At 65.1% G+C, this 26,256-nt stretch carries 20 protein-coding genes and 1 tRNA gene; 9 read left to right on the top strand and 12 right to left on the bottom strand.

Annotation, left to right across the window (positions count from 1 at the left end):
- Window positions 1-7 precede the first annotated feature (7 nt).
- The 6 genes from FJ956_RS16130 to FJ956_RS16105 all read right to left on the bottom strand — a co-directional run bounded on the left by FJ956_RS16130 (window position 8) and on the right by FJ956_RS16105 (window position 9,687).
- Window positions 8-3,151 carry an efflux RND transporter permease subunit gene (locus FJ956_RS16130; RefSeq protein WP_140680386.1) on the bottom strand — a complete coding sequence of 1,048 codons (3,144 nt, stop codon included), beginning with the start codon at window positions 3,149-3,151 and terminating at the stop codon, window positions 8-10.
- 4 nt (window positions 3,152-3,155) lie between these two features.
- Window positions 3,156-4,448, bottom strand: coding sequence for an efflux RND transporter periplasmic adaptor subunit (locus FJ956_RS16125; RefSeq protein WP_140680388.1), 1,293 nt, complete (start codon window positions 4,446-4,448; stop codon window positions 3,156-3,158).
- Entirely contained in the window at window positions 4,432-7,578 is a 3,147-nt protein-coding gene (locus FJ956_RS16120; RefSeq protein WP_246672136.1) for an efflux RND transporter permease subunit, read from the bottom strand. The genes FJ956_RS16125 and FJ956_RS16120 overlap by 17 nt, the downstream gene beginning before the upstream one ends.
- Window positions 7,575-8,732: an efflux RND transporter periplasmic adaptor subunit gene (locus FJ956_RS16115; protein WP_140680390.1), complete on the bottom strand. Its 1,158-nt coding sequence runs from the start codon at window positions 8,730-8,732 to the stop codon at window positions 7,575-7,577. Before FJ956_RS16115 ends, FJ956_RS16120 begins: the two co-directional genes overlap by 4 nt.
- Entirely contained in the window at window positions 8,713-8,916 is a 204-nt protein-coding gene (locus FJ956_RS16110; protein WP_246672137.1) for a hypothetical protein, read from the bottom strand. The genes FJ956_RS16115 and FJ956_RS16110 overlap by 20 nt, the downstream gene beginning before the upstream one ends.
- A 108-nt stretch (window positions 8,917-9,024) precedes the next feature.
- Complete coding sequence (locus tag FJ956_RS16105) at window positions 9,025-9,687, bottom strand: hypothetical protein (RefSeq protein ID WP_140680392.1); 663 nt, start codon at window positions 9,685-9,687, stop codon at window positions 9,025-9,027.
- A 241-nt stretch (window positions 9,688-9,928) separates the two neighbouring features.
- Here FJ956_RS16105 and FJ956_RS16100 point away from each other — a divergent pair, with 241 nt between their 5' ends.
- The 3 genes from FJ956_RS16100 (at window position 9,929) to FJ956_RS16090 (ending at window position 12,344) form a co-directional block, all read left to right on the top strand.
- The gene (locus FJ956_RS16100; protein WP_140680395.1) at window positions 9,929-10,675 is read left to right on the top strand and encodes a response regulator; all 747 of its coding nucleotides are present in this window, start codon (window positions 9,929-9,931) and stop codon (window positions 10,673-10,675) included.
- Window positions 10,672-11,916: an ATP-binding protein gene (locus FJ956_RS16095; protein WP_140680397.1), complete on the top strand. Its 1,245-nt coding sequence runs from the start codon at window positions 10,672-10,674 to the stop codon at window positions 11,914-11,916. The genes FJ956_RS16100 and FJ956_RS16095 overlap by 4 nt, the downstream gene beginning before the upstream one ends.
- A 134-nt stretch (window positions 11,917-12,050) precedes the next feature.
- Complete coding sequence (locus FJ956_RS16090; RefSeq protein WP_140680399.1) at window positions 12,051-12,344, top strand: hypothetical protein; 294 nt, start codon at window positions 12,051-12,053, stop codon at window positions 12,342-12,344.
- Window positions 12,345-13,285: 941 nt separating this feature from the next.
- Here the strand turns inward: FJ956_RS16090 and FJ956_RS16085 are convergent.
- From FJ956_RS16085 to phaC, 3 genes are all read right to left on the bottom strand, one after another.
- Window positions 13,286-13,360 (bottom strand) — tRNA-Glu (locus tag FJ956_RS16085).
- 475 nt (window positions 13,361-13,835) lie between these two features.
- The gene (locus FJ956_RS16080) at window positions 13,836-14,996 is read right to left on the bottom strand and encodes a YcbK family protein (protein WP_246672138.1); all 1,161 of its coding nucleotides are present in this window, start codon (window positions 14,994-14,996) and stop codon (window positions 13,836-13,838) included.
- Between the two features lie 326 nt (window positions 14,997-15,322).
- Window positions 15,323-17,158 carry a class I poly(R)-hydroxyalkanoic acid synthase gene (gene phaC / locus FJ956_RS16075; protein ID WP_140680403.1) on the bottom strand — a complete coding sequence of 612 codons (1,836 nt, stop codon included), beginning with the start codon at window positions 17,156-17,158 and terminating at the stop codon, window positions 15,323-15,325.
- Between the two features lie 97 nt (window positions 17,159-17,255).
- Between phaC and FJ956_RS16070 the strand changes: the two genes are divergently transcribed.
- From FJ956_RS16070 to recJ, 6 genes are all read left to right on the top strand, one after another.
- Window positions 17,256-17,660 carry a hypothetical protein gene (locus FJ956_RS16070; RefSeq protein WP_181170271.1) on the top strand — a complete coding sequence of 135 codons (405 nt, stop codon included), beginning with the start codon at window positions 17,256-17,258 and terminating at the stop codon, window positions 17,658-17,660.
- 48 nt (window positions 17,661-17,708) lie between these two features.
- Window positions 17,709-18,926, top strand: a complete 1,218-nt coding sequence (locus FJ956_RS16065) for an LL-diaminopimelate aminotransferase (RefSeq protein WP_140680404.1) — start codon at window positions 17,709-17,711, stop codon at window positions 18,924-18,926.
- Window positions 18,927-18,984: 58 nt separating this feature from the next.
- On the top strand, window positions 18,985-20,298 hold the full coding sequence (locus tag FJ956_RS16060; RefSeq protein ID WP_140680406.1) for a homoserine dehydrogenase: 1,314 nt from the start codon (window positions 18,985-18,987) through the stop codon (window positions 20,296-20,298).
- A gap of 215 nt (window positions 20,299-20,513) precedes the next feature.
- Window positions 20,514-21,497 (top strand): class II fructose-bisphosphatase, encoded by a 984-nt coding sequence (gene glpX, locus FJ956_RS16055; protein ID WP_140680408.1) that lies wholly within the window; start codon window positions 20,514-20,516, stop codon window positions 21,495-21,497.
- Window positions 21,498-21,568: 71 nt separating this feature from the next.
- Window positions 21,569-21,793 (top strand): DUF6434 domain-containing protein, encoded by a 225-nt coding sequence (locus tag FJ956_RS16050; RefSeq protein WP_140680410.1) that lies wholly within the window; start codon window positions 21,569-21,571, stop codon window positions 21,791-21,793.
- Entirely contained in the window at window positions 21,794-23,578 is a 1,785-nt protein-coding gene (gene recJ / locus FJ956_RS16045; RefSeq protein WP_140680412.1) for a single-stranded-DNA-specific exonuclease RecJ, read from the top strand.
- Window positions 23,579-23,964: 386 nt separating this feature from the next.
- On the opposite strand, the gene FJ956_RS16040 is transcribed toward recJ, so the two are convergent.
- The 3 genes from FJ956_RS16040 to folE form a co-directional block, all read right to left on the bottom strand.
- The gene (locus FJ956_RS16040; RefSeq protein WP_140683676.1) at window positions 23,965-24,930 is read right to left on the bottom strand and encodes a patatin family protein; all 966 of its coding nucleotides are present in this window, start codon (window positions 24,928-24,930) and stop codon (window positions 23,965-23,967) included.
- 84 nt (window positions 24,931-25,014) lie between these two features.
- Entirely contained in the window at window positions 25,015-25,473 is a 459-nt protein-coding gene (gene hisI, locus FJ956_RS16035) for a phosphoribosyl-AMP cyclohydrolase (RefSeq protein ID WP_140683678.1), read from the bottom strand.
- A gap of 41 nt (window positions 25,474-25,514) precedes the next feature.
- Complete coding sequence (folE, locus tag FJ956_RS16030; protein ID WP_140648134.1) at window positions 25,515-26,144, bottom strand: GTP cyclohydrolase I FolE; 630 nt, start codon at window positions 26,142-26,144, stop codon at window positions 25,515-25,517.
- Window positions 26,145-26,256 lie beyond the last annotated feature (112 nt).

The raw sequence follows: 26,256 nt of genomic DNA, 5'->3' as shown, positions 1-26,256 counted from the left end.
GAAACCTTTATTCCGGAGTGGCTGTGGCTTGTGTCCCGCCCGAATCCTGCTTGGCCGCCTTGCCCCTGAAGATGCGGCGCACCGTGACGAACAATAGCGGCACCAGAAAGACGCCGATCACGGTCGCCGCGATCATGCCGCCCATGACGCCGATGCCGACCGAGTTCTGCGCGCCCGAGCCCGCGCCGCTGGCGATCGCAAGCGGCGTGACGCCGAGGATGAAGGCCAGCGAGGTCATCAGGATCGGCCGCAGGCGTTGTCGCGCCGCCTCGAGCGTCGCTTCGACCAACCCCATTCCGGCCGACTGCCGCTCGATGGCGAACTCGACGATGAGGATGGCGTTCTTGGCGGCAAGACCGATCGTGGTCAGCAGGCCGACCTTGAAATAGACGTCGTTGGTCTGCCCGAACAGGCTTGCCGCCGCCAGCGCGCCGAAGATGCCGATCGGCACCGACAGCATGACGGCGAACGGGATCGACCAGCTCTCGTAAAGCGCGGCAAGGCAGAGGAAGACGACCAGCGCCGAAATCGCGTAGAGCGACATCGCCTGGTTGCCGGAAAGCCGCTCCTGGTGCGACAGCCCGGTCCATTCATGCGAATATCCGGCGGGCAGTTGCGCGACCAGCCTGTCGATCTCGTCCATGGCAGCACCCGAGCTTTGGCCCGCGGCCGCCGCGCCCTGGATCTCCACCGCCGCCGAGCCGTTGTAGCGTTCGAGGCGGGGCGATCCGTAGGTCCAGTGGCTGGAGGCGAAGGCCGAGAACGGCACCATGGCGCCGCCGGAGTTGCGGACCTGCCATTTGTCCAGGTCTTCCGGCTGCATGCGGAAGTCTGGGTCCGATTGCAGATAGACCGGCTTCACCCGGCCGCGATCGATGAAGTCGTTGACGTAGTCGCTGCCCCAGGCGGTCGACAGCGTGTTGTTGATGTCGGCAAGGCTGATGCCCAGCGCGCTCGCTTTTTCCTGGTCGATATCGACCGAGAATTGCGGCTGATCCTCCTGGCCGTTGGGGCGGGTGTTGGCGAGCAGCGTGCTCTTCGCGGCCAAGCCCAGCAGCTGGTTGCGCGTCTGGATCAGCGCTTCATGGCCGGCGCCATTGACGTCCTGCAGGTAGAAATCGAAGCCGTTGGTGTTGCCGAAACCCTGGATGGCGGGCGGGGCGAGCGCGAAAACCTGCGCGTCCCTGATCTTGGAGAAGGCGCCCATGGCGCGGCCGGCGACCGCCGACGCGGCGAGAGCCGGCGTCTTGCGCTGACCGAAATCCTTCAGCCGCACGAAGGCGATGCCGACATTCTGTCCGGCGCCGCCGAAGCCGAAGCCGGAAGCGGTGAACACGCCTTCGACGGCGTCCTTCTCTTCGTTCAGATAGTGGTTGGTCACCTCAGCCAGCACGCGCTCGGTGCGACCCTGCGTCGCGCCGACCGGCAGCGATGCGCTGGTGATCAGGATGCCCTGATCCTCGTCCGGCAGGAACGAGCTCGGCAGCCGGGCGAACATCCAGCCCATGGCGATGACGATCGCCAGGAACACGGCAAGGAAGCGCCACGACCGGTTGATGATGCCGTGCGAGCCGTCGCGATAGGCGATCGTGCCGCGATCGAAGACGCGGTTGAACCACCCGAACGGACCTTTCTGCGTCGCATGGCCCTTGGCCGGGCGCAGGATCGTGGCGCATAGCGCTGGCGTCAGCACCAGCGCGACCAGCACCGAGAGCACCATCGCCGAGACGATGGTGACGGAGAATTGCCGGTAGATGATGCCGGTGGAGCCGCCGAAGAAAGCCATCGGCACGAACACGGCCGACAGCACGGTGGCGATGCCGATCAGCGCGCCGGTGATCTCGTGCATCGATTTGCGCGTCGCCTCTTTCGGCGGCAGGCCTTCCTCCTGCATCACGCGCTCGACATTCTCGACCACGACGATGGCATCGTCGACGAGCAGGCCGATGGCCAAAACCATGGCGAACATGGTGAGCGTGTTGATCGAATAGCCGAAGAAGGAGAGCACGCCGAATGTGCCGAGCAGCACCACCGGCACCGCGATCGTCGGGATGATGGTGGCGCGCAGGTTCTGCAGGAAAAGCAGCATCACCAGGAAAACCAGCACGATCGCTTCGGCGAGCGTCTTCACCACTTCCTCGATCGACAGGCGCACGAAGGGTGAAGTGTCGTACGGGTAGACCACCTCGACGCCCTGCGGGAAGGTCGAGCTCAGGCGGTTGATCGTCGCGCGCACCGCCTCGGCGGTGCTGATGGCGTTGGCGCCGGTCGCCAGGTTGACGGCGACGCCGGCGGCCGGCTTGCCGTTGTAATGGGCCTGCGTGGTGTAGCTTTCGGCGCCGATCTCGACCTTGGCGACGTCGTTCAGCCGAACCAGCGAGCCGTCGGTATTGCTCTTGAGGATGATGTTGCGGAACTGCTCGGCGGTTTGCAGCCGGCTCTTGGCCGTCACCGTGGCGTTGAGCTGCTGGCCCTTGCGCGCCGGCAAGCCGCCGAGCTGGCCCGCCGAAACCTGCGTGTTCTGCGCCTCGATGGCGGTGGCGACATCGCTCGGCATCAGCGCGTATTGCGCTAATTTGTCGGGGTCGAGCCAGATGCGCATGGCATAGCCGGAGCCGAAGAGCTGTGTCGAGCCGACGCCTTCGACGCGCTTCAGCGTGTCGTTGACGGTGCTGTCGACGTAATCGGCGAGGTCGGTCGAGTTCATCTTGCCGTCGCTGGAGACGAAGCCGATGACCATCAGGAAGCCGGTCGAGGATTTGGAGACGGTAATGCCGTTGCTCTGGACGACCTGCGGCAGCTGCGACTGCACCAGCTGCAGCTTGTTCTGCGTCTGAACCTGGGCCGTATCCGCGTTGGCGGCGCTGGTGAAGGTCAGCGTGATCGAAGCCTGACCGGTCGAGGTCGACGTCGCCGTCATGTAATCGAGATTATCGATGCCGGTCATGCCCTGCTCGATGACCTTGGTCACCGAGTTCTCGACGGTCTGGGCATCGGCGCCGGGATAGGTGGCGCTGATGTTGACGGTGGTCGGCGCGATCTGCGGATATTGCGAGATCGGCAGCGACTGCAGCGCGAGCAGGCCGCCCAGCATGATCACGATGGCGATCACCCAGGCGAAGATCGGCCGGTTGATGAAGAAACCCGACATCGCTTTAGTTCCCGGTTGCGCCAGAGGCAGGCTGCTTTGCGGCGCCGGCGGCGTTGCCGCTGGCAGACTCCGCTGAGGCGGAGCTCTGCTCGCGGTCCTTGATCTCGCCGGTCGTTTCGTCGATCGTCACTTCGACAGCCGTCGCGTCGCCGCCGGCGCGCACCAGCTGCAGGCCCTCGACGATGACGCGGTCGCCGTCGCCGACGCCGGAATCCACCAGCCAGTTGTTGCCGACGCTGTTGCGCACGCTCAGCGTGCGCTGTTCGACCTTGCCCTGGGCATTGATCACCATGGCCGTCGCCTGGCCCTTGGGATCACGGGTGACGCCGCGCTGCGGCACCAGGAAGCTGTTTTGCGCAACGCCTTCCTCGACGATGGCGCGCACATACATGCCGGGCAGCAGCAGGCGGTCGGGATTGGGGAACTGGGCTCTGAGCGCGAAGGTGCCGGTGGACTGGTCGACATTGGCGCCGGCGAATTCCATCTTGCCGTCCTGCGCGTAGATGGTGCCGTTGTCGAGCTTCAGCTTGACGCTGACATTGGCCCCGCTGAACTTCAGCCGGCCTTCGTTGATCGCCTGGCGCAGATTGAGCAGGTTGGTGCTCGACTGCGTGACGTCGACATTGATGGGGTCGAGCGAGCGAATGGTGGTTAGCACCGTCTCCTGGTTGGCCGTGACCAGCGCGCCCGGCGTCAATGTCGATTTGTCGATCCGGCCGGCGATCGGCGCGGTGATCGAGGTGCGGTTGAGGCTGATCTTCGCGGTTTCGACGCTGGCCTTGGCCGATGCGACGTCGGCCTGGGCCTGCGCCAGCGTCGCGGCGGCATCGTCGTAATCCTGCTTCGAGACCACGTTCTGCTTCAGCAGCCCGGAATAACGGTCGAACTTCGCCTGCGCGGTGGGCACGGCGGCTTCCGCCTTCTGCTGAGTGGCGACGGCGCTGTCATAGGCGGCCTGATAGCTCGCCGGGTCGATGAGGTAGAGCGGCTGTCCCGCCACCACCTCGGCGCCCTCCTGGAACAGGCGCTGCTGGATGATGCCGTCGACCTGCGGGCGCACCTCGGCGATGAGCGAGGCAGCCGTGCGGCCAGGCAGCTCGGCGGTGATCGCAACCGATTGCGGATGCAGCGTGACGACGCCGACCTCTGGTCGCCCGACACCTCCCATGCCGGCCGGCACCTGGCTCTTTTCCTGCGAGCAGGCCGCCAGGAGAAGCGCGGCGCACAGAATTCCCGCCCAGGGAGACAGGCGGCGCGGCTTCGCCAGCAACAGAGAGCGATCAGGCTTGATATGCATTGGCTGGATCTTTCGCTGGAGTTGCGGTTCCCGCTTGGCCGGTCGCGCCGGGCGCTTCGACCAACAGCTTGCCGAGATGGCGGGCGAGGAAGCCCTGGATGTCGTCCATGAAGGTGTAGACCACCGGCACGTAGACGAGGCTGAGCACGGTCGAGGAGATGAGCCCGCCGATCACGGCGATCGCCATCGGCGCCCGGGTTTCGGCGTCGGCGCCGATGCCAAGCGCGATCGGCAGCATGCCGGCGCCCATGGCGATCGACGTCATGACGATGGGCCGGGCTCGCTTGCGGGCGGCGTCGAGCAGTGCCTCGAAGCGGCTCATGCCGTGCTCCTTCTCGGCGACCAGGGCATATTCGACGAGCAGGATCGAGTTCTTGGCCGCGATGCCCATCAGCATCAGTATGCCGATCAACGGCGAGATGCCAAGTGCCTTGCCCGTGACGAGCAGGAAGCCGAGCGCGCCGCCGACCGACAGCGGCAGCGCCACCAGGATGGTCACCGGCTGCACGAAGCTGCGGAAGAGCAAAACCAGCGTCAGGTACATCAGGATGATGCCGGCGGCGATCGCGGTGGCAAAGCCCGTGAACAGCTCCTGCATGCGCTGGGCATCGCCGCGCGCCAGCTCGTGCACGCCCGGGGGCAGGCTTTTCATGATCGGCAGCGCGCGAATGGCGGTGGTCGCCTGGCCAAGCGTCAGGCCGGAGAGGTCGGCCTCTATCGTCGCGCTGCGGCTGCGGTCGACGCGCGTGATGCTGTTCGGTCCGGCGCTGAAGCCGATGTCGGCGACAGCGCCGAGCGGCACCGTGCCCTTGCTGCCGGCCAGCGGCAGCACGGCAAGCTTCGCCGGATCGTCGATGGCGCCGTCGGGCAGGGTGACGACGATCGACACCTGTCGGTCGCCGAAATTGAATTTCGCCAGGCTGGTGTCGGTGTCGCCGATGGTGGCGATCTTCACCGTCGCGGCGATCTCGGTCGGCGTGACGCCAAGCTCGGCAGCCCTGGCGCTGTCGGGCCGCACGATCAGCTCGGGCTTGGTGGTGGCGGCCGTCGAGGTCGGGTTGATCAGGCCCGGCACGGATTTCATCTGCTCGATCAGCGCGTTGCTCGCTTTTTCGAGAGCCGCGCCGTCGTCGCCGACCAGTGTGATCGACACCTTGGCGCCGGCGAAGCCGTCGGCGCCGAACTGGATGCGGGCGCCTGGAATGTCGTTGAGCTTCGGCGAAGCCTCGGCCTCGAATTGCTGCTGGCTCACTGTGCGCTCGGCGCGCGGCTTCAGGTTGACCGTGACGGTCGCGGTCCGCACTTCGGCCGAGCTCGAGCTTTGGTTCGGCCCGCCGCCCGAAGAGGCGGCCGTGCCGATGGTGGTGAACACGCTGTCGACGGCCGGCTCCTGCTGAAGCCGTTTGGTGATCTCCTGCACCACCGTCGTGGTCTGCTCGATGGTCGAGCCGGGCTGCAGCTCGACCGAGATCATCGAGCGGCCGCGATCCGCCGCCGCCATGAATTCGGTCGGCAGTTTCGTTGCCAGCGCCATCGAGCCGGCAAAGAAGGCAATGCCGGCCAACAGCGTGATCCAGCGGTGGTCGAGCGCCTTGCGCAGCAGCCACAGATAGGTCGGCACCCAGGCAGGCAGATCGTCCTCGTCGTGGCCGCCGGCGCGCACCAGATAGGCGCCCATCAGCGGGGTGAGCATGCGCGCCACCAGCAGCGAAAACAGCACGGATACGCAGACGGCGACGGCAAAGGAGAAGAAGAATTTGCCGGGAATGCCGGACATGAAGGCGACCGGCAGGAAGACGGCGACGATGGTGGCGGTGGTCGCAACCACGGCTAGGCCGATCTCGTCCGCCGCCTCGATCGCTGCCCGGTAGGCGCTGACGCCGGTCTGGCGCATGTGGCGCACGATGTTCTCGATCTCGACGATGGCGTCGTCGACGAGGATGCCGACGACCAGCGACAGCGCGAGCAAGGTGATGTTGTTGAGTGAGATGTCGAAGGCCGCCATCACCGCGAAGGTCGGGATCAGCGACAGCGGCATGGCTACCGCCGACACCAGCGTTGCCCTGATGTCGCGCAGGAACAGCCAGACCACGCCGACGGCGAGCAGCGCGCCCAGCCACAGGGCCTCGAGGGCGGCGTCATAGCTTTCCTGGACGAAGCCGGACGAGGAGGTGACTTCGGTGAATTTCGCAGCCACGGTCCTGGCCCCCAAGTCGGCGATCGCGGCGCGGGCGGCCTTGACCACGTCGATCTCGCTCGAACCGACCGATCTGTAGACATTGAAGGCGACGACCTGCCTGCCGTCGAGATAGGCGGCTTGGCGCGGCTTTTCCCAGCTGTCGACGACGGTGCCTAGATCGGACAGCTTGACGTCACCGGCGCCATTGAGCGCGATGCGGGTGTCGGCCAGCGCCTCGACCGTCGTGGCGCTGGCGAGCGTGCGCACAGACTGCTCCTGGCCGCCGATATTGGCGCGGCCGCCCGGCTGGTTGACGTTGTTGGAAGCCAGCGTCTGGCTGACATCGCCGGCGCTGATGCCTAGCGCCGCAAGCCGGTCGGGGTCGAGCTCGACGCGGATGACGCGGTCGACGCCGCCGGAACGCGTGATCTTGGAGACGCCGTCGACACCGAGCAGCACCTTGGCGACGTCGTTGTCGATGTACCAGCTCAGCGCGTCGGGCGACATGGCGGGCGCCTCGACGACAAAGGTCAGCACCGAATTGCCTGTCGCGTTCACTTTGGCCACGACCGGCGTCTGGGCGGCTGCGGGCAGGCTGGACTGCACACCCGAGACCGCGTTGCGGACATCGTTGGTGGCGGTCTCGGGATCGGTGCCGAGCGTGAATTCGACCGTGGTGACGGACGAGCCCTCGCTGATCGAGGTCGAGACGTCGTCGACGCCTTCGAGGGTCGCCACGGCATTTTCGATCACCCGCGCGACCTGGATTTCCATTTCGCTCGGCGCCGCGCCCGGCTGCGCCACCGTGACGGTGGCGGTCGGCAGGTCGATGTCGGGCATGTTGTTCGTGCGCAGTTGCATGAAGCCGTAGACGCCGGCGATGGCCAGCGACAGGAACAGCACGATGGTCGGCACCGGATTGCGGATCGACCAGGAGGAGATGGCGTTCATCGCGTCTGCTCCGCCGCGCTTGCGGCATCGGCAGCCGTCGCTTCGCCAGCGGCGACGCGCACGAGGTTGCCGTCGTTGAGGAAGCCGGCGCCGGCGACGACGACTTGGTCGCCTTCCGACAGGCCGCTTTCGATGGCGACCCGACCGTTCTGGCGCGTGCCGGTCGCGACGGGACGCGCGTTGACCTTGCTTTCACCGTCAATGACGAACACGGCCGGCTTGCCGTCATGCCAGACCAGGGCCGTCTCGGCGACGGTGAGCCGCCGCGACGCCGCCGTCTCGATCGTGACGCGGGCAAACATCCCGGGCTTCAGCCCGGAACCTTCGCCGACCGCGACATAGACGGTGGCGAGCCGGGTGGTCGCGTTGACCGTCTCGGTTATCGAGGAGACGCTGCCGGAGAAAGCGCGGCCCGAGGCGTCGACGATGTTCGCCGCCTGGCCAACCGAGATGGCCGCCAGATCCTTTTCCGGGACGAGGACGCCGACCTCCAGCCTGCCGTCGCGGATGATCTTCATCAACTCAGTGCCGGCCTGGACGATGGAGCCCGTCACGGCCGGCTTGCTGGACACGATGCCGTCGAAGGGTGCGCGGATAGTCGTCCTGTCGAGCTCGGCCCGCAACCTGTCGGCGGCGGCCTCGGCCTGCTCGACACCTGCCTTGCCGGTCTTGACGGCGGTCGCCTTTTCCTCGGCGGTCTCCGCGCTGACGGCATTGCTGGCGAGCAGCTTGTCGGCGCGCGCGGCGGCCGACAGCGCGGAGTCGAGCGTCGCCTGCGCCTGGGCGACGGCTGCTTTCTGCTCGGCAAGCTGGGCCTTGAGAAGCGAGTCGTCCAACCGGGCGATGACATCGCCGGCTTTCACATTATCGCCCTCGGCCACCAGAACCTCGGTCAGGCGCAGGCCGCTCTCCTCCGCGCCGATCGTCGCTTCCTGCCAGGCTGCCACCGTGCCGGTGGCGCTGACGGAAGATGTGATCGCCTCGGAACGGACCCGCTCCACCGAAACGGTGAGCGTGGCAGCCTGAGCAGGCGCGGCTTTCCCGACGTCCGGCTCGGGCGCTGCGCGGCCATAGGCCTTCAGCATCGCGGCGACACCGGCCGCGACCAGCACGGCGACGAGGAGAAGATGGCTTTTACGCAATTTTCTGGTCATGATTTTCGGTGTTCGAAGGCGAGATCGGAAGCGACAGACTGTAAGCGGCGAAGCTCAGCCGGATCGCCCCCTGCAGCGCCTGCTTCGACAGGATCCGCTGCCTGGCGCCGGCGCCGGGGCGGATCGTCAAGGGCGAGCCCAGGGAGGCAAACAGCCGCAGCATCATCAGGGCTTCCCACATCATAATGCGCTCCATGCGTGTTGGCGGTCGCGCGGACGCGTCCGCCAACACGCAAAAAGTACCGGCCGGCCCTTGAACGGGTGGGTCAGGGAGACCGGCCGGCGCAGCCGGTCAGAGTTGCTCGCCACTCCGGGGTAGGGGTGGAGGGAGCTGTCCGCCGTGATCGGGCAGACCTCTGGGGCCGGCTGCATCCGGCGGATTACCCCATGGACCGGGGGGCGGGCCGTGAGGCCGATCCGCCGAAGCGAGGATTTCAAGCTGTTCGGGTGTCAGCTTGGAGCGGAGCGTGGCGATCGCGTCCTTCAGCTTGGCCGCCGAGGCGGCGCGCGTCGTGACATCGTCGGCCAGTTTTTCCTGTAAGGCGAAGGGATCGCGGGCAGCACCTGGCGCAGGTCTGTCGGGACCCGGGCCGCCTGTGCCGCCCAGGCCGAAGTCCGGTCGTGCCCGCGGTGCCAGCACCGCCTGCAGCGCGCTGGTGTAATCGCGCCAGGCGTCGAGCTGTTCGGAGCGGATGCCGATGCGGGTCTCGAGCAACGAAAGGTGCGCCGCGAGCATTTCGGGCGGCGGTCCCATGCGACGAGGGCCGAAATCCTCCGGTCCATGCCGCATCGCCCAGCGCTGTCCGTGCCAGCGCATCGGGCCTGGGCCCGCATCGTCCTGCCGGTCGATGGCCGGCGGCTGGTCGCCCGGCGCGCCGGGCTCGGGCTGGGCGGCCAGCGCCGGGTGGATCGCCGCGACCGAGAACAGGCCGAGCGCCAAAAGTCTGCTTCGCATGACGTTATCCTTTCCTGCATGCTTCGGATGCAGGGAGGATAGGAAGCGACTTTTGCCGCTTCGCGTCGGCGTGTTGCCGAAGGTTTCCGCAAAAAGGAGATTTGTTTCCAAACGTTTCCGGCGCCTTGCGGGAAACGTTCGGTTGCAATTTTTCGTGCCGTCGGCGCGCGGCACTTCCTATAATCAGGGACAAGGAGTGATAAACGGGCAACGATAACGGGCAAGGTGAAACGGGCCGGGAATGCAGGTACAACCCCACATCCTCGTCGTCGACGACGATCGCGAGATCCGTACGCTGCTCGGGCGCTATCTGGACGGCCAGGGCTTTCGCGTCTCGGTGGCGGCGGACAGGCGCGAGTGCGAGCAGAAGCTGGGCGCCGGCCAGTTCGATCTCATCGTGCTCGACGTCATGCTGCCGGACGGCTCGGGGCTCGACATATGCCGGGCCTTGCGCGACCGCAAGCCGCATATCCCGGTGATCCTGCTGACAGCGCTGAAGGAGGATGTCGACCGCATCATCGGGCTGGAGCTCGGCGCCGACGACTATCTTGGCAAGCCGTTCAACCCGCGCGAGCTATCGGCCCGCATCCGCGCCGTGCTCAGGCGCTCGGCTCCCGATGAGGCAACCCCGCCCAAGGTGCGTGTCTACCAGTTCGCGGGCTACCGGCTGGAGCCCGACACGCGCAAGGTGATGGATGCCGATGGCGCCCTGATCGACCTTACCGGCGCCGAGTTCGATCTGCTGCAGGTTTTTCTCGACCGGCCGGGCCGGCTGTTGTCGCGCGACCAGCTGCTCGACCTGACGCAAGGGCGCGAGCGCGATCCGCTGGAGCGCTCCGTCGACGTGCTGGTGAGCCGGCTGCGCAAGAAGTTTGCCGAAGCGGGCGAGGCGTCGCTGTTCAAGACGGTGCGCAATGGCGGCTATCAGCTGACCGCGCGCGTCGAGACGACGGAGTACCGCGTCCCGACGTCGGAGCCCGAAGCATGACTTCGCTGCGCCGGCGGCTGATCATCCTTCTGGTCGTTTCGATCCTCGGTGTTGTGGGTCTCGCGACATTCGTCGCCGTCAAGGTGCTCGGCGGTCCGTCGCCCGAACTGATCATGGGGCCGCTGGCCCACCAGATCCAGTATATGGTGCAATTGGCTCCCGGCCACGTGCAGACAGCGCGCGACGCGCCGGTTACCGTCAGCGGCAGTCCGGCCCCCGGTATCGAAGACCGCAAGCACACGCGCGTGCTGAACGAGATCCTGCAGCATGACGGCGTCGATGTTTCGGCTGTCGTCACCCGTAACGTCGGCAGGCCCGGCATGGTCGCCTCGGTCGCCCTGCCTGGCAATCGCTGGATGATCGTCGACGTTCCCGATTTCGGTCCGCCGCGCGATGTCTGGTACGGGCTGGCGGGCTGGATGGTGCTGATCGTGCTCGGCGCCACGCCGGTGTCGATCTACTTTACCGGTGTGCTGGTGCGGCCGCTGGAGATGCTGGAAGCCACCGTCAGCAAGATCGGATCGGACGGGGTGCTGGCGGCTGTGCCGGAGAAAGGACCCGCCGAAGTCAGGGCGACGGCGCGTGCGCTCAACGAGCTGTCGGAGAGGCTCAAGACCGCGATGGAAAGCCGCATGCGCCTTGTTGCGGCCGCGGGTCATGACCTGCGCACGCCGATGACCAGGATGCGGCTCAGGGCCGAGTTCCTCGACGAAGACCGCGAAAAATGGCTGAGTGATCTCGACGAGCTCGATCGCATCGCCGACAGCGCCATCCGCCTGGTGCGCGAGGAGGTGAACCAGGACGCGGTCGAGCCGGTGGAATTGGACAGGCTGGTTCGCGATATCGAGGTCGAGATGGTCTCGCTCGGCCACGCGGTGACGATCGATCATCTCGATCATGTGTCGGTCAAAGCCGGCGCGCTTGGCTTGCGCCGGGCGCTGCGCAACCTGATCGTCAACGCCGCCACGCATGGCAGGAGCTGCAGCATCGCGCTTGCGGGGCGGGGCGGCGAAGCGGTCCTCACCATCGCCGATCGCGGTCCCGGCATTCCGCCGGACCTGTTGAACAAGGCCTTCGAGCCGTTCTTCCGGGTCGATCCGGCGCGCACGCAATTCATTCCGGGCGCGGGGCTGGGGCTTGCGATCGCGAAGGAGATCATCGAACGCTACGGCGGGACGATCACGCTGGAGAACAGGCAGGGGGGAGGGTTGCTGCAGACGGTGGTTTTCGCGGTGGTCTAGCGTTTTCGACAGCCCCGTTCGTCCCTGCGCTGTCCGGTGTCGGCTTCGCTCGCCGCATCGTGATAGCGCGACCGTTGCGGAACGGCGTCGCTGGATGCGAATTTGTGGCGATACGATGTTTTGCGAGGATTACCATGCCCATACGCAAGATTGCGTTCTGCGCGGCAGCGATGGTCGTTGCGGCCACACATTTCGCCGACGCCCGGCCCGACACACGCACAATGACCTGCGCGCAGACCCAGGCGCTGATCCAGAGCCGGCATGCGGCGGTGCTGAGCACCGGAGCGAACACCTACGATCGCTACGTCCGCCAGTTCGGCAATGAGTGCGATGCGCCTTACGTGCCGATGGTCGACTATGTCCCGGCGAGCGACGGTCGATGCATGGTTTATCGGTGCGAAGAGCCGGCGCCCATGGTTCTGGATTGATCGGCGGCCAGCGCCGCTTTCCCGGTTTGCACGGAATCTCAGACGCCGGCTGATGCCATTTACTTGACCTTTTGGATCTCCGGGGCAGGCGTCTGGTCAGTCGCCGGAGCCGGCGTGCAATCCGGGCCCTTGCAGTCAAGGACCGGATCCTCGGCCGGGGGCAGGCAATTCTGCCCCTCGCAATGAATTGCCGGCGATGGTTGCGTCGCTGGCTGACTATTCGGCTGGGCGGGCCGATCGTCGGCGCGCGAAGCGCCTGCCAGGCCAATCATCGCCGCGCACAGCAGCGCTATCCGAAGCAAGTTCATTCTTGCCTCCACGGTTGGGAGCGAGGAGAAGCTACACCTTCGGGTCGGAGCCTACACCCTGTCAGCCGTGAATGGCGTTAACGGCGGGTTTCTGCTCCCGAGAGCCCATTGTCGCGGCGAGCTGTACGTGCATTTCACTCCGCAAACGGAACGAGAATGCGGGTTAACCAGTTACCTCGATATGCCTACCAAGGTCAAAGAGCCGCAGCCGAAGTCCGACCAGAAAAAGGGCCCTGTTCCCGATCAGAAAGGATCGCCAGAGCCTGAACATGTCGATAAGCCGCCGCGAGACGTACGAGAGGCACCGGCACCAAATCCCGACGGCGACAAGAAGTCCTGATGAATTCCGCAAGTGAAACGATGGCCCGACTGCCATGTGGCTGGGCCCTTGCCAACCCAACCACGGATGTAACCCAGGAGGGCTTCATCAATTGCATGAAGGGCTGATATGGGGTGAAGTTTCCAGCCGCGCCGCCCCGGTGAGGCTATCTTAGGCTCATCGAAGCGATCGTACGCAGAAATGAAACTGCCGATTTGGCTGGAGTGGATCGGTCGGTAGCTTCTGCCTCAGAGAATCCTCAAGCGTTAGGCCCGTGATCGCCGCTCGACGTTCCTCATATGTGCTTGAAAAGCTGGTACGCCCAAGGGGAATCGAACCCCTGTTACCGCCGTGAAAGGGCGGTGTCCTAACCGCTAGACGATGGGCGCGCTCAGACGAAGCGGCTTATAATTGCGTTGTTGCCAGCCGGCAACCCATCCGCAGCCACATGCGACAACTTTTTTCGAAAGCGGCAAAGGTGCTCTGCCGATGCGCCAGGCGTGGTTTCCGACTCCACTTGATAATGCACCTTGGAGATTGGCTGCAACGCCCCTCGCGGTCGTCATTCTATGGCGGAGCAAGGAGCGCAGCGACGCGGCGCAGACCATAGAATCCATTCCGTGACGCATGAGCGCTGCAACGGTGCAGAATCTGCGCCGCTACACTCTACGGTCGAGGTAACGGAATGGATCCTCGGGTCTGCGCGTCCGCTTCGCTCCCGCTCCGCCCGTGGATGACGAAGTTCGAAGGGCTTCGGCTAATCGCCGACGTCTGTGGTGGCGTGTTGAAGCCAATGTCGGCGTTGGCGGCGATCGGCTCCCAACCGGTCAAACCGGCCATGCTCACGAGACCAAGCCGAACGTATCAGCCGTCCTCGCCACCGCCGCTACGCCTGCGGCAGCGCCAGTTCCAGTCGCGCTCGGGGCCGACGTCGACATGGACGGATTCGGTGTGGCAGTAGGTGCCGACGCCGCCGCGGCCCGGCATCGTGCGGACATAGCTCGCCAGCTCCCATTTCGAAACGCCTGGCAATTGGATGTCGGCGGCGGCGCAATACATGTGCAGCGAGTTCTTGGCGCCGTTGGCGCGGCGGTTGCGCGAGGGATCGCGATAGCCGGAGGTGACGATCATCTTGCGGCCGAAATGGCCCTCGATCGTCTTCAGCACCCGCACCAGCGAAGGCTTGAGGCAGGCGACGTCGACACTTTCGTTCTGCTTCAAAAGACCGTTGGGCGCGAGTCTCGCCATGCCGGCGGCCGACGCCACCTGGTAGGAACCGCCACCGCCCTCGTCCTCATTGAGGTCGACGTCGCTCTCGTCGTCGATGCCGGACTTGCGCTTGATCTCGAACAGCGCCGTCTGGCGCACGCCGGGGAGAGCGTCGGCGCCGGTGATGTGATTGGCCGGGTCGTCGAGCGAGGCCAGTTGCACCGGCTTCTCGGCCGGGGTCGCCGAGGCCAGCGTCACGATCGGCTTGGCCGGCGGCGGCGTGGTCTTGGCCTGCGCCGCCGGCTGGTCGCCGGAGCGCGCGTTGTTGATCAGGGGGGCGGGCGCGGCCGAAGCCGGCGTGGTGCTGAACAGCGAGGCGAACAGGCTCTTCTTAGGCGCGGCGATCTGCGGCTGCGCCGGCTCGCCGGCGGTCACATAGACGCCGTTGCTCATGGCTTGCGTGGTCGCCTGCGCCTTCGACGCGACGGCGGCGGCATCGCCGGCGGCGACCTGCTGGGCGACGGCTTGCGTCTGGTCCGCCGTTTGCGCCTGTTGAACCAGCGGTTGCGGCGTGTTTCCGGCAATGGCCTGGGCGCCGGCAGGGATGGCGATGGGGAAGGTGCCGTCCGGCCGCGTCTCCGGCACATAGGCGACCTTCTCGGGCAGGGGCGTATCGCCCTCGGTCATCACGGTCGATGCCGCCTCTGCGGGCGCCGATGCCTGCAACGACGAATCGGCCGAAGCCGCGGTCTTGGCGCCGGATGACGCGCTCATTTCGGTCGCGGTCGAGCTGTAGGCGGGCGAAACGACCGACATCGTCGGGTCGCCGGTCGATGTGCAGGAGGCCAGAAGCACGGAGAAAAGCGCCGCCGCAATGCTGCGGCTTTCCCCTCGTGCAAGACGCCAACCCGCTGATTTCAAAATAAATTCCCCCTCGGTATCCGGTCGGTTCGTTATCGCCGCGCCACTCCAGAACCGCGCCGCGATAACCCTCCTGTTCCCAACCGGAAACGGGATGTGTGTCGAATCTGCAAGCCTCGGAATTATTCCGCGTCGGAAGGTGATTTGAGGCCGCCGAACGATTGACGCCACCATTTCGCCCTGTTTTGGCGGCCCGTCAACTCACCAGACATTACAGTCCGTTACACACGTGCCCTGACATAGGTGCCCGGCGCATCTCCCAAGGTTTTCATACGCTTGCCGGGTTTGCGGGCGGGTACGCGGATGTCGTCCTGGTTCTCGATCCAGTGCTGCCAGTGCGTCCACCAGGACCCGGGATGCTCGTGCGCCGCGGCGAGCCACGCATTGAAGTCGCCCACCGGCTTGCCGCCGGTCCAGTACTGATATTTCCTCGCGGCGGGCGGGTTGACGACGCCGGCGATGTGGCCGGAACCCGCCATCACATACTCGACGTCGCCGCCGAAAAACTGTGATCCCAGGAACACCGAAAGCGCCGGCGCGATGTGGTCTTCCTTCGTGGCTAGGTTGTAGACGGGGATGGTGATGTCGGCCAGTGAGACCGTGCGCCCGGCAAGCTCCATCACGCCGCGCGAGAGATTGTTCTCGAGATAGCAATTGCGCAGGTAGAACGAGTGGTTGGCCGCCGCCATGCGCGTGGAATCGGAATTCCAGTAGAGCAGATCGAAGGGCAGGGGCTCCTTGCCGCGCATGTAATTGTTGACGACGTAGGGCCAGATCAGGTCGCCCGAGCGCAGCATGTTGAAGGCGGTCGCCATCTTGGTGCCTTCCAGATAGCCCTTTTCGCTCATCGAGCGCTCGACGGCTGCGACCTGGTCCTCGTCGACGAACACCTTGAGGTCGCCGGCATAGGTGAAGTCGACCTGGGTGGCGAAGAAGGTGGCCGATTTGATGCGGCGGTCACCCTCTTGCGCCAACAGGGCAAGCGCGGCGCCAAGCAGCGTGCCGCCGACGCAGTAGCCGATGGCGTTGACCTCTTTTTCGCCCGTCGCCTTCTCCACCATGTCGAGGCCGAATTGCAGGCCTTCGCGGATATAGGCCTCCCAGCCCTTGGTGCCGTGGCGTTCGTCGGGATTGATCCAGGAGATGACGAAGACGGTGTGGCCCTGCTCGATCGCCCAGCGGATGAAGGATTTCTGCGGGTTGAGGTCGAGGATATAGAATTTGTTGATCCATGGCGGGCAGATCAGCAGCGGCCGCTTCAGCACGGTCTCCGTCACCGGGTCGTATTGGATGATCTCGGCGACGTCGCTGCGGCCGATGACCTTGCCGGGCGTCGTGGCGATGTTCTTGCCGATCTCGAAGGGCGTGTAATCCGCCTGGCGCAGCCTCAGGTCGCCGCGGCCCGCGGCGATGTCCTCGGCCAGCATCTTCATGCCGCGCGCGAGGTTCTCGCCGTTCGAGGCGACGGTCTCGCGGAACAGCTCCGGATTGGTCAGGATGAAGTTCGACGGCGCGATCGCGTTCGACACCTGCTTGACGTAGAAGCTCGCCTTGTGGCGGGTGTGCTCGTCCAGGCCCTCGGCATGCTCGACAAGCTCGTTCGCCCAGCGCGAGGTGACGAGATAGGCCTGCTTGAGGAAATCGAAGAAGGCGTTGCGGCCCCATTCCGGGTCCTGGAAGCGTTTGTCGCCGCGTTCGGGCTGAACCGCGTCCTGCGGTGCCTCGGCGTTGGGGTTGACTTTCTGGATGGCGTTCGCCCAGACGGTCATATAGCCGGCGAACAGCCGCGTCTGCGCTTCGAGCGCGCGCTGCGGATCGCCCAGCCAATATTCTGAGAGCTTGGAGAAGGTCTTGACCATGTCGACGACCGGTTCGGCGACATGGTCGCGCACTTCACCCTTCTCGCGCGGTTCTGCCCAGGCGGAAGCCGCCTTGCCGGCCTGCTCGACCATGCGCGCCATGTTCAGGGCGAAGCGCTCGGGATCCTTCACCAGATATTGCTCGATGGCCGAAGGTCCGCCATTTTCCGCTTTGTCCGAATCGTCAGGTTTGGACATGGTTCGCGGGGTTCCTCCCGGAGCGTTTTCTTGACATATTACCATGGGACATCTGACCGGGTCCAATTCGCTGTAACCCGGCTGCCAGGAAAACAATATGACGATTAATGTTGGCGGGACTTTTTTTCTCAGGCCGGGTTCGATTTGCCGCATGGCGCTGATGGCGGGACTGGTCGGCATGCTGCTGCCCGCTGCCGGCTGCACGAGCACCAGCACGAACAATGCGCCGACGGCATTGGCCGAAGGTCCGAGGGACACCGGTTCCTATCCGAACCTCAACATCCCGCCGCAAGTGGCCGCCAAGCAGCTCACCAAGGAGGAGACCGCGGCGAACCTCGCTCAGCTCAAGGCCGAGGAGCAGACGCAGATTGCCAAGGGCAGCGGCGTCAAGGCGCCGGCCAATTCGGCCGCGCTCAACACTTTGGCCAAGACGCATGGCGCCGACACGCTGAAGCAGATCGAGGGCAAATGCGACCCCGCCCTCGACCCTAGCTGCAATTAGGTTTATATCGCGCGCCGAAAGCGCCCCCTTTGACCGTCTGGAACTGAAATGGAAGAATTTCACAAGGTACGCCGGCTTCCGCCCTACGTGTTCGAGCAGGTCAATCGGCTGAAGGCCAGCGCCCGTTCGCGCGGCGCCGACATCATCGACCTCGGCATGGGCAATCCGGATCTGCCGACGCCGAAAGCCATCGTCGACAAATTGTGCGAAGTGGTGCGCGATCCGCGCACGCATCGCTATTCGTCGTCGCGCGGCATTCCCGGCCTGCGCCGCGCCCAGGCGAATTATTATCAACGCCGCTTCGGCGTGAAGCTCAACCCCGACACGCAAGTGGTGGCGACGCTGGGCTCGAAGGAGGGCTTCGCCAACATGGCGCAGGCGATCACCGCGCCCGGCGACGTCATCCTGTGCCCCAATCCGACCTATCCGATCCATGCCTTCGGCTTCATCATGTCGGGCGGCGTTATCCGCTCGCTTCAGGTCGAGCCCGATGACGGCTTCATCCCGGCGGTCGAGCGCGGCATCCGCCATTCGATCCCGAAGCCGCTGGCGCTGATCCTCAACTATCCGTCGAACCCGACGGCGCTTGTCGCCTCGCTCGACTTCTACAAGGACGTGGTCGCCTTCGCGAAGAAGAACGACATCATCATCCTGTCGGATCTCGCCTATTCGGAAATCTATTTCGACGGCAATCCGCCGCCGTCGGTGCTGCAGGTGCCGGGCGCGATGGATGTCTGCGTCGAGTTCACCTCGATGTCGAAGACCTTTTCCATGCCTGGATGGCGCATGGGTTTCGCGGTCGGCAACGAGCGCCTGATTTCGGCGCTGACCCGGGTGAAGTCCTATCTCGACTATGGCGCGTTCACACCGATCCAGGTTGCGGCGGCGCATGCGCTAAACGGCGATGGCGCCGACATCGAGGAGGTGCGCGAGATCTACCACAAGCGGCGCGACGTGATGGTCGATTCCTTCGGCCGCGCCGGCTGGACCATTCCGGCGCCCGCGGCCTCGATGTTCGCCTGGGCGCCGATCCCGGAGCCGTTCCGCCATCTCGGCTCGCTGGAATTCTCCAAGCTGCTCATCGAGCATGCGGATGTCGCGGTGGCGCCGGGCGTCGGCTTCGGCGAGCATGGCGACGACTATGTGCGCGTGGCGCTGGTCGAGAACGAGCACCGGATCCGCCAGGCCGCTCGCAACATCAAGAAGTTCCTCGCGACCACCGCCAAGCAGCCCAACAACGTGGTGCCTTTAGCCGCTCATCGTTGAGTTGCCTGACATTTTTTGCACCTGACATTTTTCTGCAAGTTGAGGGGCGTCGCCGGACATGGCTGAAGCGTTGCGTGTTGGAATTGCCGGCCTTGGCACGGTAGGCGCCTCGGTGGCGCGCGTGCTGCGCGACAAGGCGGCCGAGCTTACCCGGCAGTGCGGTCGCGACATCGTCGTGACCGCCGTTTCGGCCCGCGATCCGAAACGCGACCGCGGCATCGATCTGAGCGCCGCGAAATGGTTCGACGATCCGGTCAAGATGGCCGAGCGGGCCGATATCGACGTCTTCGTCGAACTGATCGGCGGCGACGAGGGGCCGGCGCGGCTGTCGGTGAAGGCGGCGCTCGAGGCCGGGCGTCATGTCGTGACCGCCAACAAGGCGCTGCTTGCCAAGCACGGCGTGCAACTGGCGGAAATCGCCGAGAAGAAGGGCGTGCTGCTCAACTACGAGGCGGCGGTGGCCGGCGGCATCCCGGTCATCAAGACGATGCGAGAGGCGATGGCGGGCAACGCGGTGACCCGCGTCTTCGGCATCCTCAACGGCACCTGCAACTACATCCTGACCCGCATGGAGGCGGAAGGCATCTCGTTCGACGCCTGCCTGAGGGACGCGCAGCGGCTCGGCTATGCCGAAGCCGATCCGACCTTCGATATCGAAGGCCATGACACGGCGCACAAGCTGTCGATCCTGACCAGCCTTGCCTTCGGCACCAGGATCGCCGCCGGCGACATCTATATGGAAGGCATCTCCAACATCACCCAGGCCGACATCCGCGCGGCGGGCGATCTCGGCTACCGCATCAAGCTGCTCGGCGTCGCGCAGCGCACCGACAGCGGGATAGAGCAGCGTGTCCATCCGACCATGGTGCCGACGGCGTCGGTCATCGCGCAGGTGCATGGCGTCACCAACGCGGTGGCGATCGAGACCGATATCCTGGGCGAGCTTCTGCTTTCCGGCCCGGGCGCCGGCGGCAATGCGACCGCTTCGGCGGTCGTCGGCGACATCGCCGACATCGCCAAGAGCCGACCGGGCTTCCAGCATGGCCCGGTCTTCGGCTGGCCGGCGAAGGAACTGAAGCCCTACAAGAAGGCGCAGATGCGCAGCCATGCCGGCGGCTATTTCATCCGACTGACCGTGCATGACCGCACGGGCGTCTTCGCGGCCATCGCCAAACGCATGGCCGATAACGACATCTCGCTGGAATCGATCGTCCAGCAGGCGGCCGGCGCGGAAACACAGGCGCAGAAGACGGTCATCCTCGTCACCCACGAGACGACGGAAGCGGCGGTGCGCAAGGCCGTCGAAGGCATCACCAAGGACGGTCATTTGACCGACAAGCCGCAGGTGATCCGCATCGAGCGGGCGGAATAGCCAAGTCCGATTCCGTCTTCAATCGATTGATTTTGCTGTCATTTCAAAAATTGACGGGGCAAGTCTTGCCGTTGTCATGGAGCTTTGCCAGAAGAAGCGCGCCTCTGGCGGGAGGCGGAGCAATTCCGGTGTTCAACCGTTCTGGAATTGCTCGAAGCAACGATTAGGGCGGTTCATAACTGACCGCCCTCATGACAACGAGGAATGCGTAATCCATGAACATGGCCCAGAACATCGTCGCTGGTCTCGATCGGATCCTTACCATGGAAGTCGTGCGCGTCACCGAGCGGGCGGCGGTCGCGGCGGCAAGGCTGCGCGGGCGCGGCGATGAGAAGGCCGCCGACCAGGTGGCGGTCGACGCCATGCGCCAGGAGCTCAACCGGCTGGCCATCAAAGGCACGGTGGTGATCGGCGAAGGCGAGCGCGACGAGGCGCCGATGCTCTATATCGGCGAGGAGGTCGGCACCGGCAAAGGTCCGGCCGTCGACATCGCGCTCGATCCGCTCGAAGGCACGACGATCTGCGCCAAGAACCTGCCCAATGCGCTTGCCGTCATCGCGATTGCGGAAAAGGGCAGTCTGCTGTTCGCACCCGACGTCTACATGGACAAGATCGCCATCGGTCCAGGCTATCCCGAAGACCTGATCGACATCGACGCCTCGCCGGCCGAGAACCTCGCCAATCTGGCCAGGGCCAAGGGCGTGGCCGTTTCCGACATCACCGCCTGCATCCTCGACCGGCCGCGTCACACCAAGCTGATCGACGCAGTGCGCGCCACGGGTGCGGCGATCCGGCTGATCGGCGACGGCGATGTCGCCGGCGTCATCCACACCACCGATCCGGACGAGACCGGCATCGACATCTATCTCGGCACCGGCGGCGCGCCGGAGGGCGTGCTGGCGGCGGCCGCACTTCGCTGCACCGGCGGACAGATGCAGGGCCGGCTGATCCTCGACACGGCGGAGAAGGTGGCGCGGGCGCAGAAGATGGGCATTTCCGACCCGAAGCGGATCTACCGCGCCCAGGACATGGCGCGCGGCGACGTGCTCTTCGCGGCGACCGGCGTCACCGACGGCAATTTGCTCGACGGGGTGAAGTTCGGCCGCACCTTCATCACCACGCACACCATCGTGCTGCGCTCGTCCTCGCGCACGGTGCGCGAGATCAAGGCCAGGCATCAGGATCTGGATAAGTTCTAGACCTCTTGCGGAGCCGGATCGCAGTTGTTAGCCATTTCGGCGACAACGACACTGGCCGCAGGGATCCGACGATGAATGCGTTCGACTGGCACGCGGATCCGATTTCGCGTGCTACTCCCATCACGAAATCCTATCGCAACACCCAGAATGTGCGCCGCTTTCTCACGCGCGAATGCGGCGGTGCATTCCGGTTCGACCGCCCTTTCATGGCCTGGCTCAAGAATGGTACGGAAAAGACCATGGGCGATGCGGCGGACGAATGGCTCCGCCGCCAGGTTGAAAAGCGGAAAGCGTAGTTGATCGGCGAAAAGCGCCTCTTCCTCGATGTCAGGCAATCGGCGACTGGTGTTTCCTGGGAACACCGGCTGACCGAGCGGCAGGACATGGCCGCGCTCGCGATCGCACAAGGCCATGGCGTGCCGGATATTGTGGCGCGGGTGCTTGCCGGGCGCGGCGTCAGCGTGGAGCAGACCGAGCGTTTCCTCGATCCGACCATTCGCGAGCTTCTGCCGAACCCGGCATCGCTGACCGATATGGAGAAAGCGGCGGCGAGGCTGGCCGATGCGATCGTCGCGCACGAAAAAGTGGCGATTTTCGGCGACTACGACGTCGACGGCGCGGCATCGTCGGCGCTCCTAAAACGCTTTCTCACACATTTTTCGGTGCCGTCGGAAATCTACATCCCGGACCGCATCTTCGAAGGCTACGGACCCAATCCGGAAGCGATGCGGGAGTTGATCTCGCGCGGCGCGAAGCTGATCGTCACCGTCGACTGCGGCACCAACAGCGCGACCTCGATCGACGCGGCCGCAGAGGCCGGCGCCGATGTCGTGGTGCTCGATCATCACCAGGTCGGCGGCTCGTTGCCGGCGGCGGAGGCTGTGGTCAATCCCAATCGCGAGGACGACCTGTCGGGGCAGGGATATCTGTGCGCCGCCGGCGTCGTCTTCCTGTGTCTTGTCCAGACGGCGAAGGTGTTGCGCGAAAGGCTGCCGGACGCCGCGCCGGTCGATCTGCTTTCAATGCTCGACCTGGTGGCGCTGGCGACGGTCTGCGACGTGGTGCCGCTCACCGGTGTCAACCGCGCCTTCGTCGTCAAGGGCCTGCAGGTGTTGCGCCAGCAGAAGAATGAGGGGCTTGCGGCGCTGGCGCGGGTGTCGCGCATCGGCGAGCCGATCAACACCTTCCATCTGTCCTTCCTGATCGGGCCGCGCATCAATGCCGGCGGCCGCATCGGCGATGCCGCGCTCGGTAGCCGGCTTTTGGCCACCGACGATCCCGTCGAGGCGACAGGGATTGCCGAGACGCTGGACCGGCTGAACCAGGAACGGCAGCAGATGGAGCAGGAGATGCTGGCGCAGGCGCGCGCCGAGGCCGATGCGGAGCTTGCCGGCGGCAACGGCCCGGCAGTCATCGTCACCGCCAGCAACAGCTGGCATCCGGGCATCGTCGGGCTGATTGCTTCGCGGCTCAAGGATTATGCGCGCCGGCCTGCCTTTGCCATCGCCTTCAATTCGACCGGCATCGGCACGGGCTCCGGCCGTTCGGTGACCGGCTTCGATCTCGGCCGGTTGGTCCGCGAGGCGGCCGAGGCCGGACTGATCCTCAAGGGCGGCGGCCACGCAATGGCGGCGGGCATCACCGTCGAGCGCGCCAAGCTAGGCGAACTGCGCGCCTTTTTCGAGCAGCGCGCCGCGGCCGACGTGTTCCGGCTGCAGAACGAGGAGAGCCTGGCGATCGACGGCGCCTTGGCCGCCGAGGGCGCCACGATCGCGCTGCTCGACGCGCTGGAGAAAGCCGGGCCGTTCGGCGCCGGATACATCGCGCCGGTGTTCGTGCTGCCGCGCCATCGGCTGGCCGGCGCGCGCGCGGTCGGCACTAACCACATCCGCGTGGACCTGCAGTCGCAAAGCGGCGGCAATATCCAGGCCATGGCGTTCCGTGCCGTCGACACCGCGCTCGGTGAATTCCTGTTCAAAAACAGGGGCAGGACCGTGCATATCGCCGGTTCGCTCTCGGGCAATTACTGGAACGGCAACCGCACGGTGCAGTTTCGCATCAGCGATGCGGCGCTAGCCTAACGACGCAATAGTACTTTAACACAGACGTTCTGACCGGTTGGTTAGTGTGCTTGGCAGATCCCATGCTTTGGCGATTGGCCGAGACGCCTATCGCGATCGTCATCCACGGGCGAAGCGACGCGCGCAGACCCGAGGATCCATGCCGTGGCTTGGAAGCGCCGCGGCGGTCCAGAATTCTGCACCGTTGCACACTTCGGTCCAGGTAACGGCATGGATTCCAGGGTCTGCGCGCGTCGCTTCGCTCCTTGCTCCGCCCTGGAATGACGAGGTTCAGGAGCCTTCAGCTTATTGCCAGCGTTTGCGCTGACTACCGCAACGGACGTTGATAGCCTTGCCCGACAGGCGTGCAATCTTTCCAAATCAATGTGTAGAGGAAGTAGCGGAATTCAGACCAGAACGGACTGCAGCCGGGTCAGTTCGTTGATCTGGGACTTCGTCGCCTGGTAGCCGAGGCTGATCGCCTCGTCGGCGCGATGGAATTCCGTCAGGCCGATATGGCTGAGCTTGGGCTGCAGCGACATATCTGGCGGATCGCCTGCGAGCCTGGCCCGCGAAATCCGGTCCTGGATGATGTTGAAGGCCTCCACCATGACGCCGGTGATACCAAGGCGGGTCTGGTGTGACTGGGAATTGACGTGGCCCGGGCGCGGCGCGTCGTTCTCGACAAGCAGCTCGCCGGCGCTGTGCTTGATGACGGCGGCGCGGCCGAACAGGTCGTAATGCAGGTTGACGGCCACGACGAGCGGCTGCTCATAGGCGCGGCAGACCGAGACCGGCACCGGATTGACCAGCGCGCCGTCGACCAGCATGCGGCCGTTGCAGGCCACCGGCTCGAAGACGCCTGGCAGCGCATAGGAGGCGCGCATGGCGGTGACGAGCGAGCCGCTCGACAGCCATATCTCATGGCCGGTGCGGATTTCGGAAGCGACGGCGACGAAGGGCTTCGCCAGGTCCTCGAAGCGGGCGCCGTCGAGGTGCTCGCGCAGGCGCTGATCGAGCCTCATGCCGCCGAACAGGCCGCTGCCGCGAAGATTGAGATCGAGAAGGCCGAAAATGCGCCGCTTGGTCAGGCTTCTGGCGAATTCTTCCAGTTCGTCAAGCTTGCCGGCAAGGTAGCAGCCGCCGACCAGCGCCCCGATCGAGGTGCCGGCGATCATCGATACTTCGATGCCGGCCTCGTCAAGCGCGCGCAGCACGCCGATATGGGCCCAGCCGCGGGCGCATCCGCCGCCGAGCGCCAGCGAGATACCGGCTTTCCTGCCTGGCTTCGGGTCAGACGCGCCGCCGGACGATGCGGGGCCGTTGGCCTCCCGAACGTCAGGTCTGCTGCGCAATGACGCCCATTCGAGCATCACGATCTCCCTTGTCCCATATCCCTTCTACCGCAAGGATATTTGAGAATAGTGAATATGAGTGGTTTGTGAATATTGAATGGTTCACACCGGCTTCCGATACGTCTCAACCGCATCGAACAGCGGCTTGCTGCCGTCGTCGGCAAGCGTCGCCTTGCCGTCGTTCAGCCCCACCGTCCGATAAAAGCAGGAACGTCTGCCGGTGTGACAAGTTGCGTCGTGGCCCAACACTTTGACGCACAACCATATCGCGTCCTGGTCACAATCCGTGCGCATCTCGACGACGTGCTGGAAATTGCCCGAGGTCTCGCCCTTCTTCCACAGCGCGTTGCGTGAGCGCGACCAGTAGTGGGCGATCCCGGTCTCAAGCGTGAGCGCCAGCGCCTCGGCGTTCATATGCGCGACCATCAGCAGCATGCCGTCGCCGGCATCGGTGACGACGACGGTGACGAGGCCCGCGGCATCGAAGCGCGGAGAAAGAACAGTGCTTTCCTCCAGCGCTTTCTTGTCTGATGGAGCGTTTGGAAATTCGACTGCCGACATCGCCGGTCCTTGTATGTTCGGGCCGGCGAGGGCCGGCAAAATCAGCCGGCGCGCACCATGGTGACGAAGCGGACCTGCTCCTCGGGCGTGTCCTTGAAGACGCCGGTGAAGGTTGAGGTCAGCGTGGTCGAGCCCTGCTTGCGGATGCCGCGCATGGCCATGCACATATGCTCGGCTTCGAGCATGACGGCGACGCCGCGCGGGTTGAGAACGTCCTGGATAACGCCGGCGATCTGCGCCGTCATCGCTTCCTGGGTCTGCAGGCGATGCGCGAAGATGTCGACGACACGCGCGATCTTCGACAGGCCGACGACCTTGCCGTCCGGCAGATAGCCGACATGCGCCTTGCCGATGATCGGCACCATGTGGTGCTCGCAATGCGAATGGAACTTTATGTCCCTGACAATGACGAGATCGTCATAGCCGGCGACTTCCTCGAAGGTGCGGCCAAGCTCGTCGGCCGGGCACATGTCATAGCCGTTGAACATTTCGCGGAAGGCTTTGGTGACACGCTTGGGCGTGTCGATCAGGCCTTCGCGGTCTGGATTGTCGCCGGTCCAGCGCAAAAGCGTGCGCACGGCGGCCTCGACCTCGGCTTCGCTCGGCCTGTCGGTGACCGGCTTGTCCAAATACTCGGATGGGGGCATGATTTTCTTGATGACGGCATCCATAAAGGCGTCTCCCGTAGTCCCACTCAAAGGTGGGACGAGTTGAACGGACCACGACCTTTTGGGTGAAAATCGCCCATTTCCATCCCGCAAGCGGCGTGAACATATGAGCAGG

This window comes from Mesorhizobium sp. B2-4-3, from assembly GCF_006442815.1.
GTDB lineage: Bacteria > Pseudomonadota > Alphaproteobacteria > Rhizobiales > Rhizobiaceae > Mesorhizobium.
This window is presented reverse-complemented; position numbering and strand designations above follow the sequence as displayed.

Coding starts and splice junctions, on each gene's coding strand:
- FJ956_RS16125 (WP_140680388.1), bottom strand. CDS start 4,448: ATGCATATCAAGCCTGATCGCTCTCTGTTGCTGGCGAAGCCGCGCCGC.
- glpX (WP_140680408.1), top strand. CDS start 20,514: ATGAACATGGCCCAGAACATCGTCGCTGGTCTCGATCGGATCCTTACC.
- FJ956_RS16040 (WP_140683676.1), bottom strand. CDS start 24,930: ATGCTCGAATGGGCGTCATTGCGCAGCAGACCTGACGTTCGGGAGGCC.
- FJ956_RS16110 (WP_246672137.1), bottom strand. CDS start 8,916: ATGATGTGGGAAGCCCTGATGATGCTGCGGCTGTTTGCCTCCCTGGGC.
- FJ956_RS16130 (WP_140680386.1), bottom strand. CDS start 3,151: ATGTCGGGTTTCTTCATCAACCGGCCGATCTTCGCCTGGGTGATCGCC.
- folE (WP_140648134.1), bottom strand. CDS start 26,144: ATGGATGCCGTCATCAAGAAAATCATGCCCCCATCCGAGTATTTGGAC.
- phaC (WP_140680403.1), bottom strand. CDS start 17,158: ATGTCCAAACCTGACGATTCGGACAAAGCGGAAAATGGCGGACCTTCG.
- FJ956_RS16065 (WP_140680404.1), top strand. CDS start 17,709: ATGGAAGAATTTCACAAGGTACGCCGGCTTCCGCCCTACGTGTTCGAG.
- FJ956_RS16050 (WP_140680410.1), top strand. CDS start 21,569: ATGAATGCGTTCGACTGGCACGCGGATCCGATTTCGCGTGCTACTCCC.
- hisI (WP_140683678.1), bottom strand. CDS start 25,473: ATGTCGGCAGTCGAATTTCCAAACGCTCCATCAGACAAGAAAGCGCTG.
- FJ956_RS16060 (WP_140680406.1), top strand. CDS start 18,985: ATGGCTGAAGCGTTGCGTGTTGGAATTGCCGGCCTTGGCACGGTAGGC.
- FJ956_RS16090 (WP_140680399.1), top strand. CDS start 12,051: ATGCCCATACGCAAGATTGCGTTCTGCGCGGCAGCGATGGTCGTTGCG.
- FJ956_RS16120 (WP_246672136.1), bottom strand. CDS start 7,578: ATGAACGCCATCTCCTCCTGGTCGATCCGCAATCCGGTGCCGACCATC.
- FJ956_RS16070 (WP_181170271.1), top strand. CDS start 17,256: ATGACGATTAATGTTGGCGGGACTTTTTTTCTCAGGCCGGGTTCGATT.
- FJ956_RS16115 (WP_140680390.1), bottom strand. CDS start 8,732: ATGACCAGAAAATTGCGTAAAAGCCATCTTCTCCTCGTCGCCGTGCTG.
- FJ956_RS16105 (WP_140680392.1), bottom strand. CDS start 9,687: ATGCGAAGCAGACTTTTGGCGCTCGGCCTGTTCTCGGTCGCGGCGATC.
- FJ956_RS16100 (WP_140680395.1), top strand. CDS start 9,929: ATGCAGGTACAACCCCACATCCTCGTCGTCGACGACGATCGCGAGATC.
- FJ956_RS16095 (WP_140680397.1), top strand. CDS start 10,672: ATGACTTCGCTGCGCCGGCGGCTGATCATCCTTCTGGTCGTTTCGATC.
- FJ956_RS16080 (WP_246672138.1), bottom strand. CDS start 14,996: ATGTCGGTCGTTTCGCCCGCCTACAGCTCGACCGCGACCGAAATGAGC.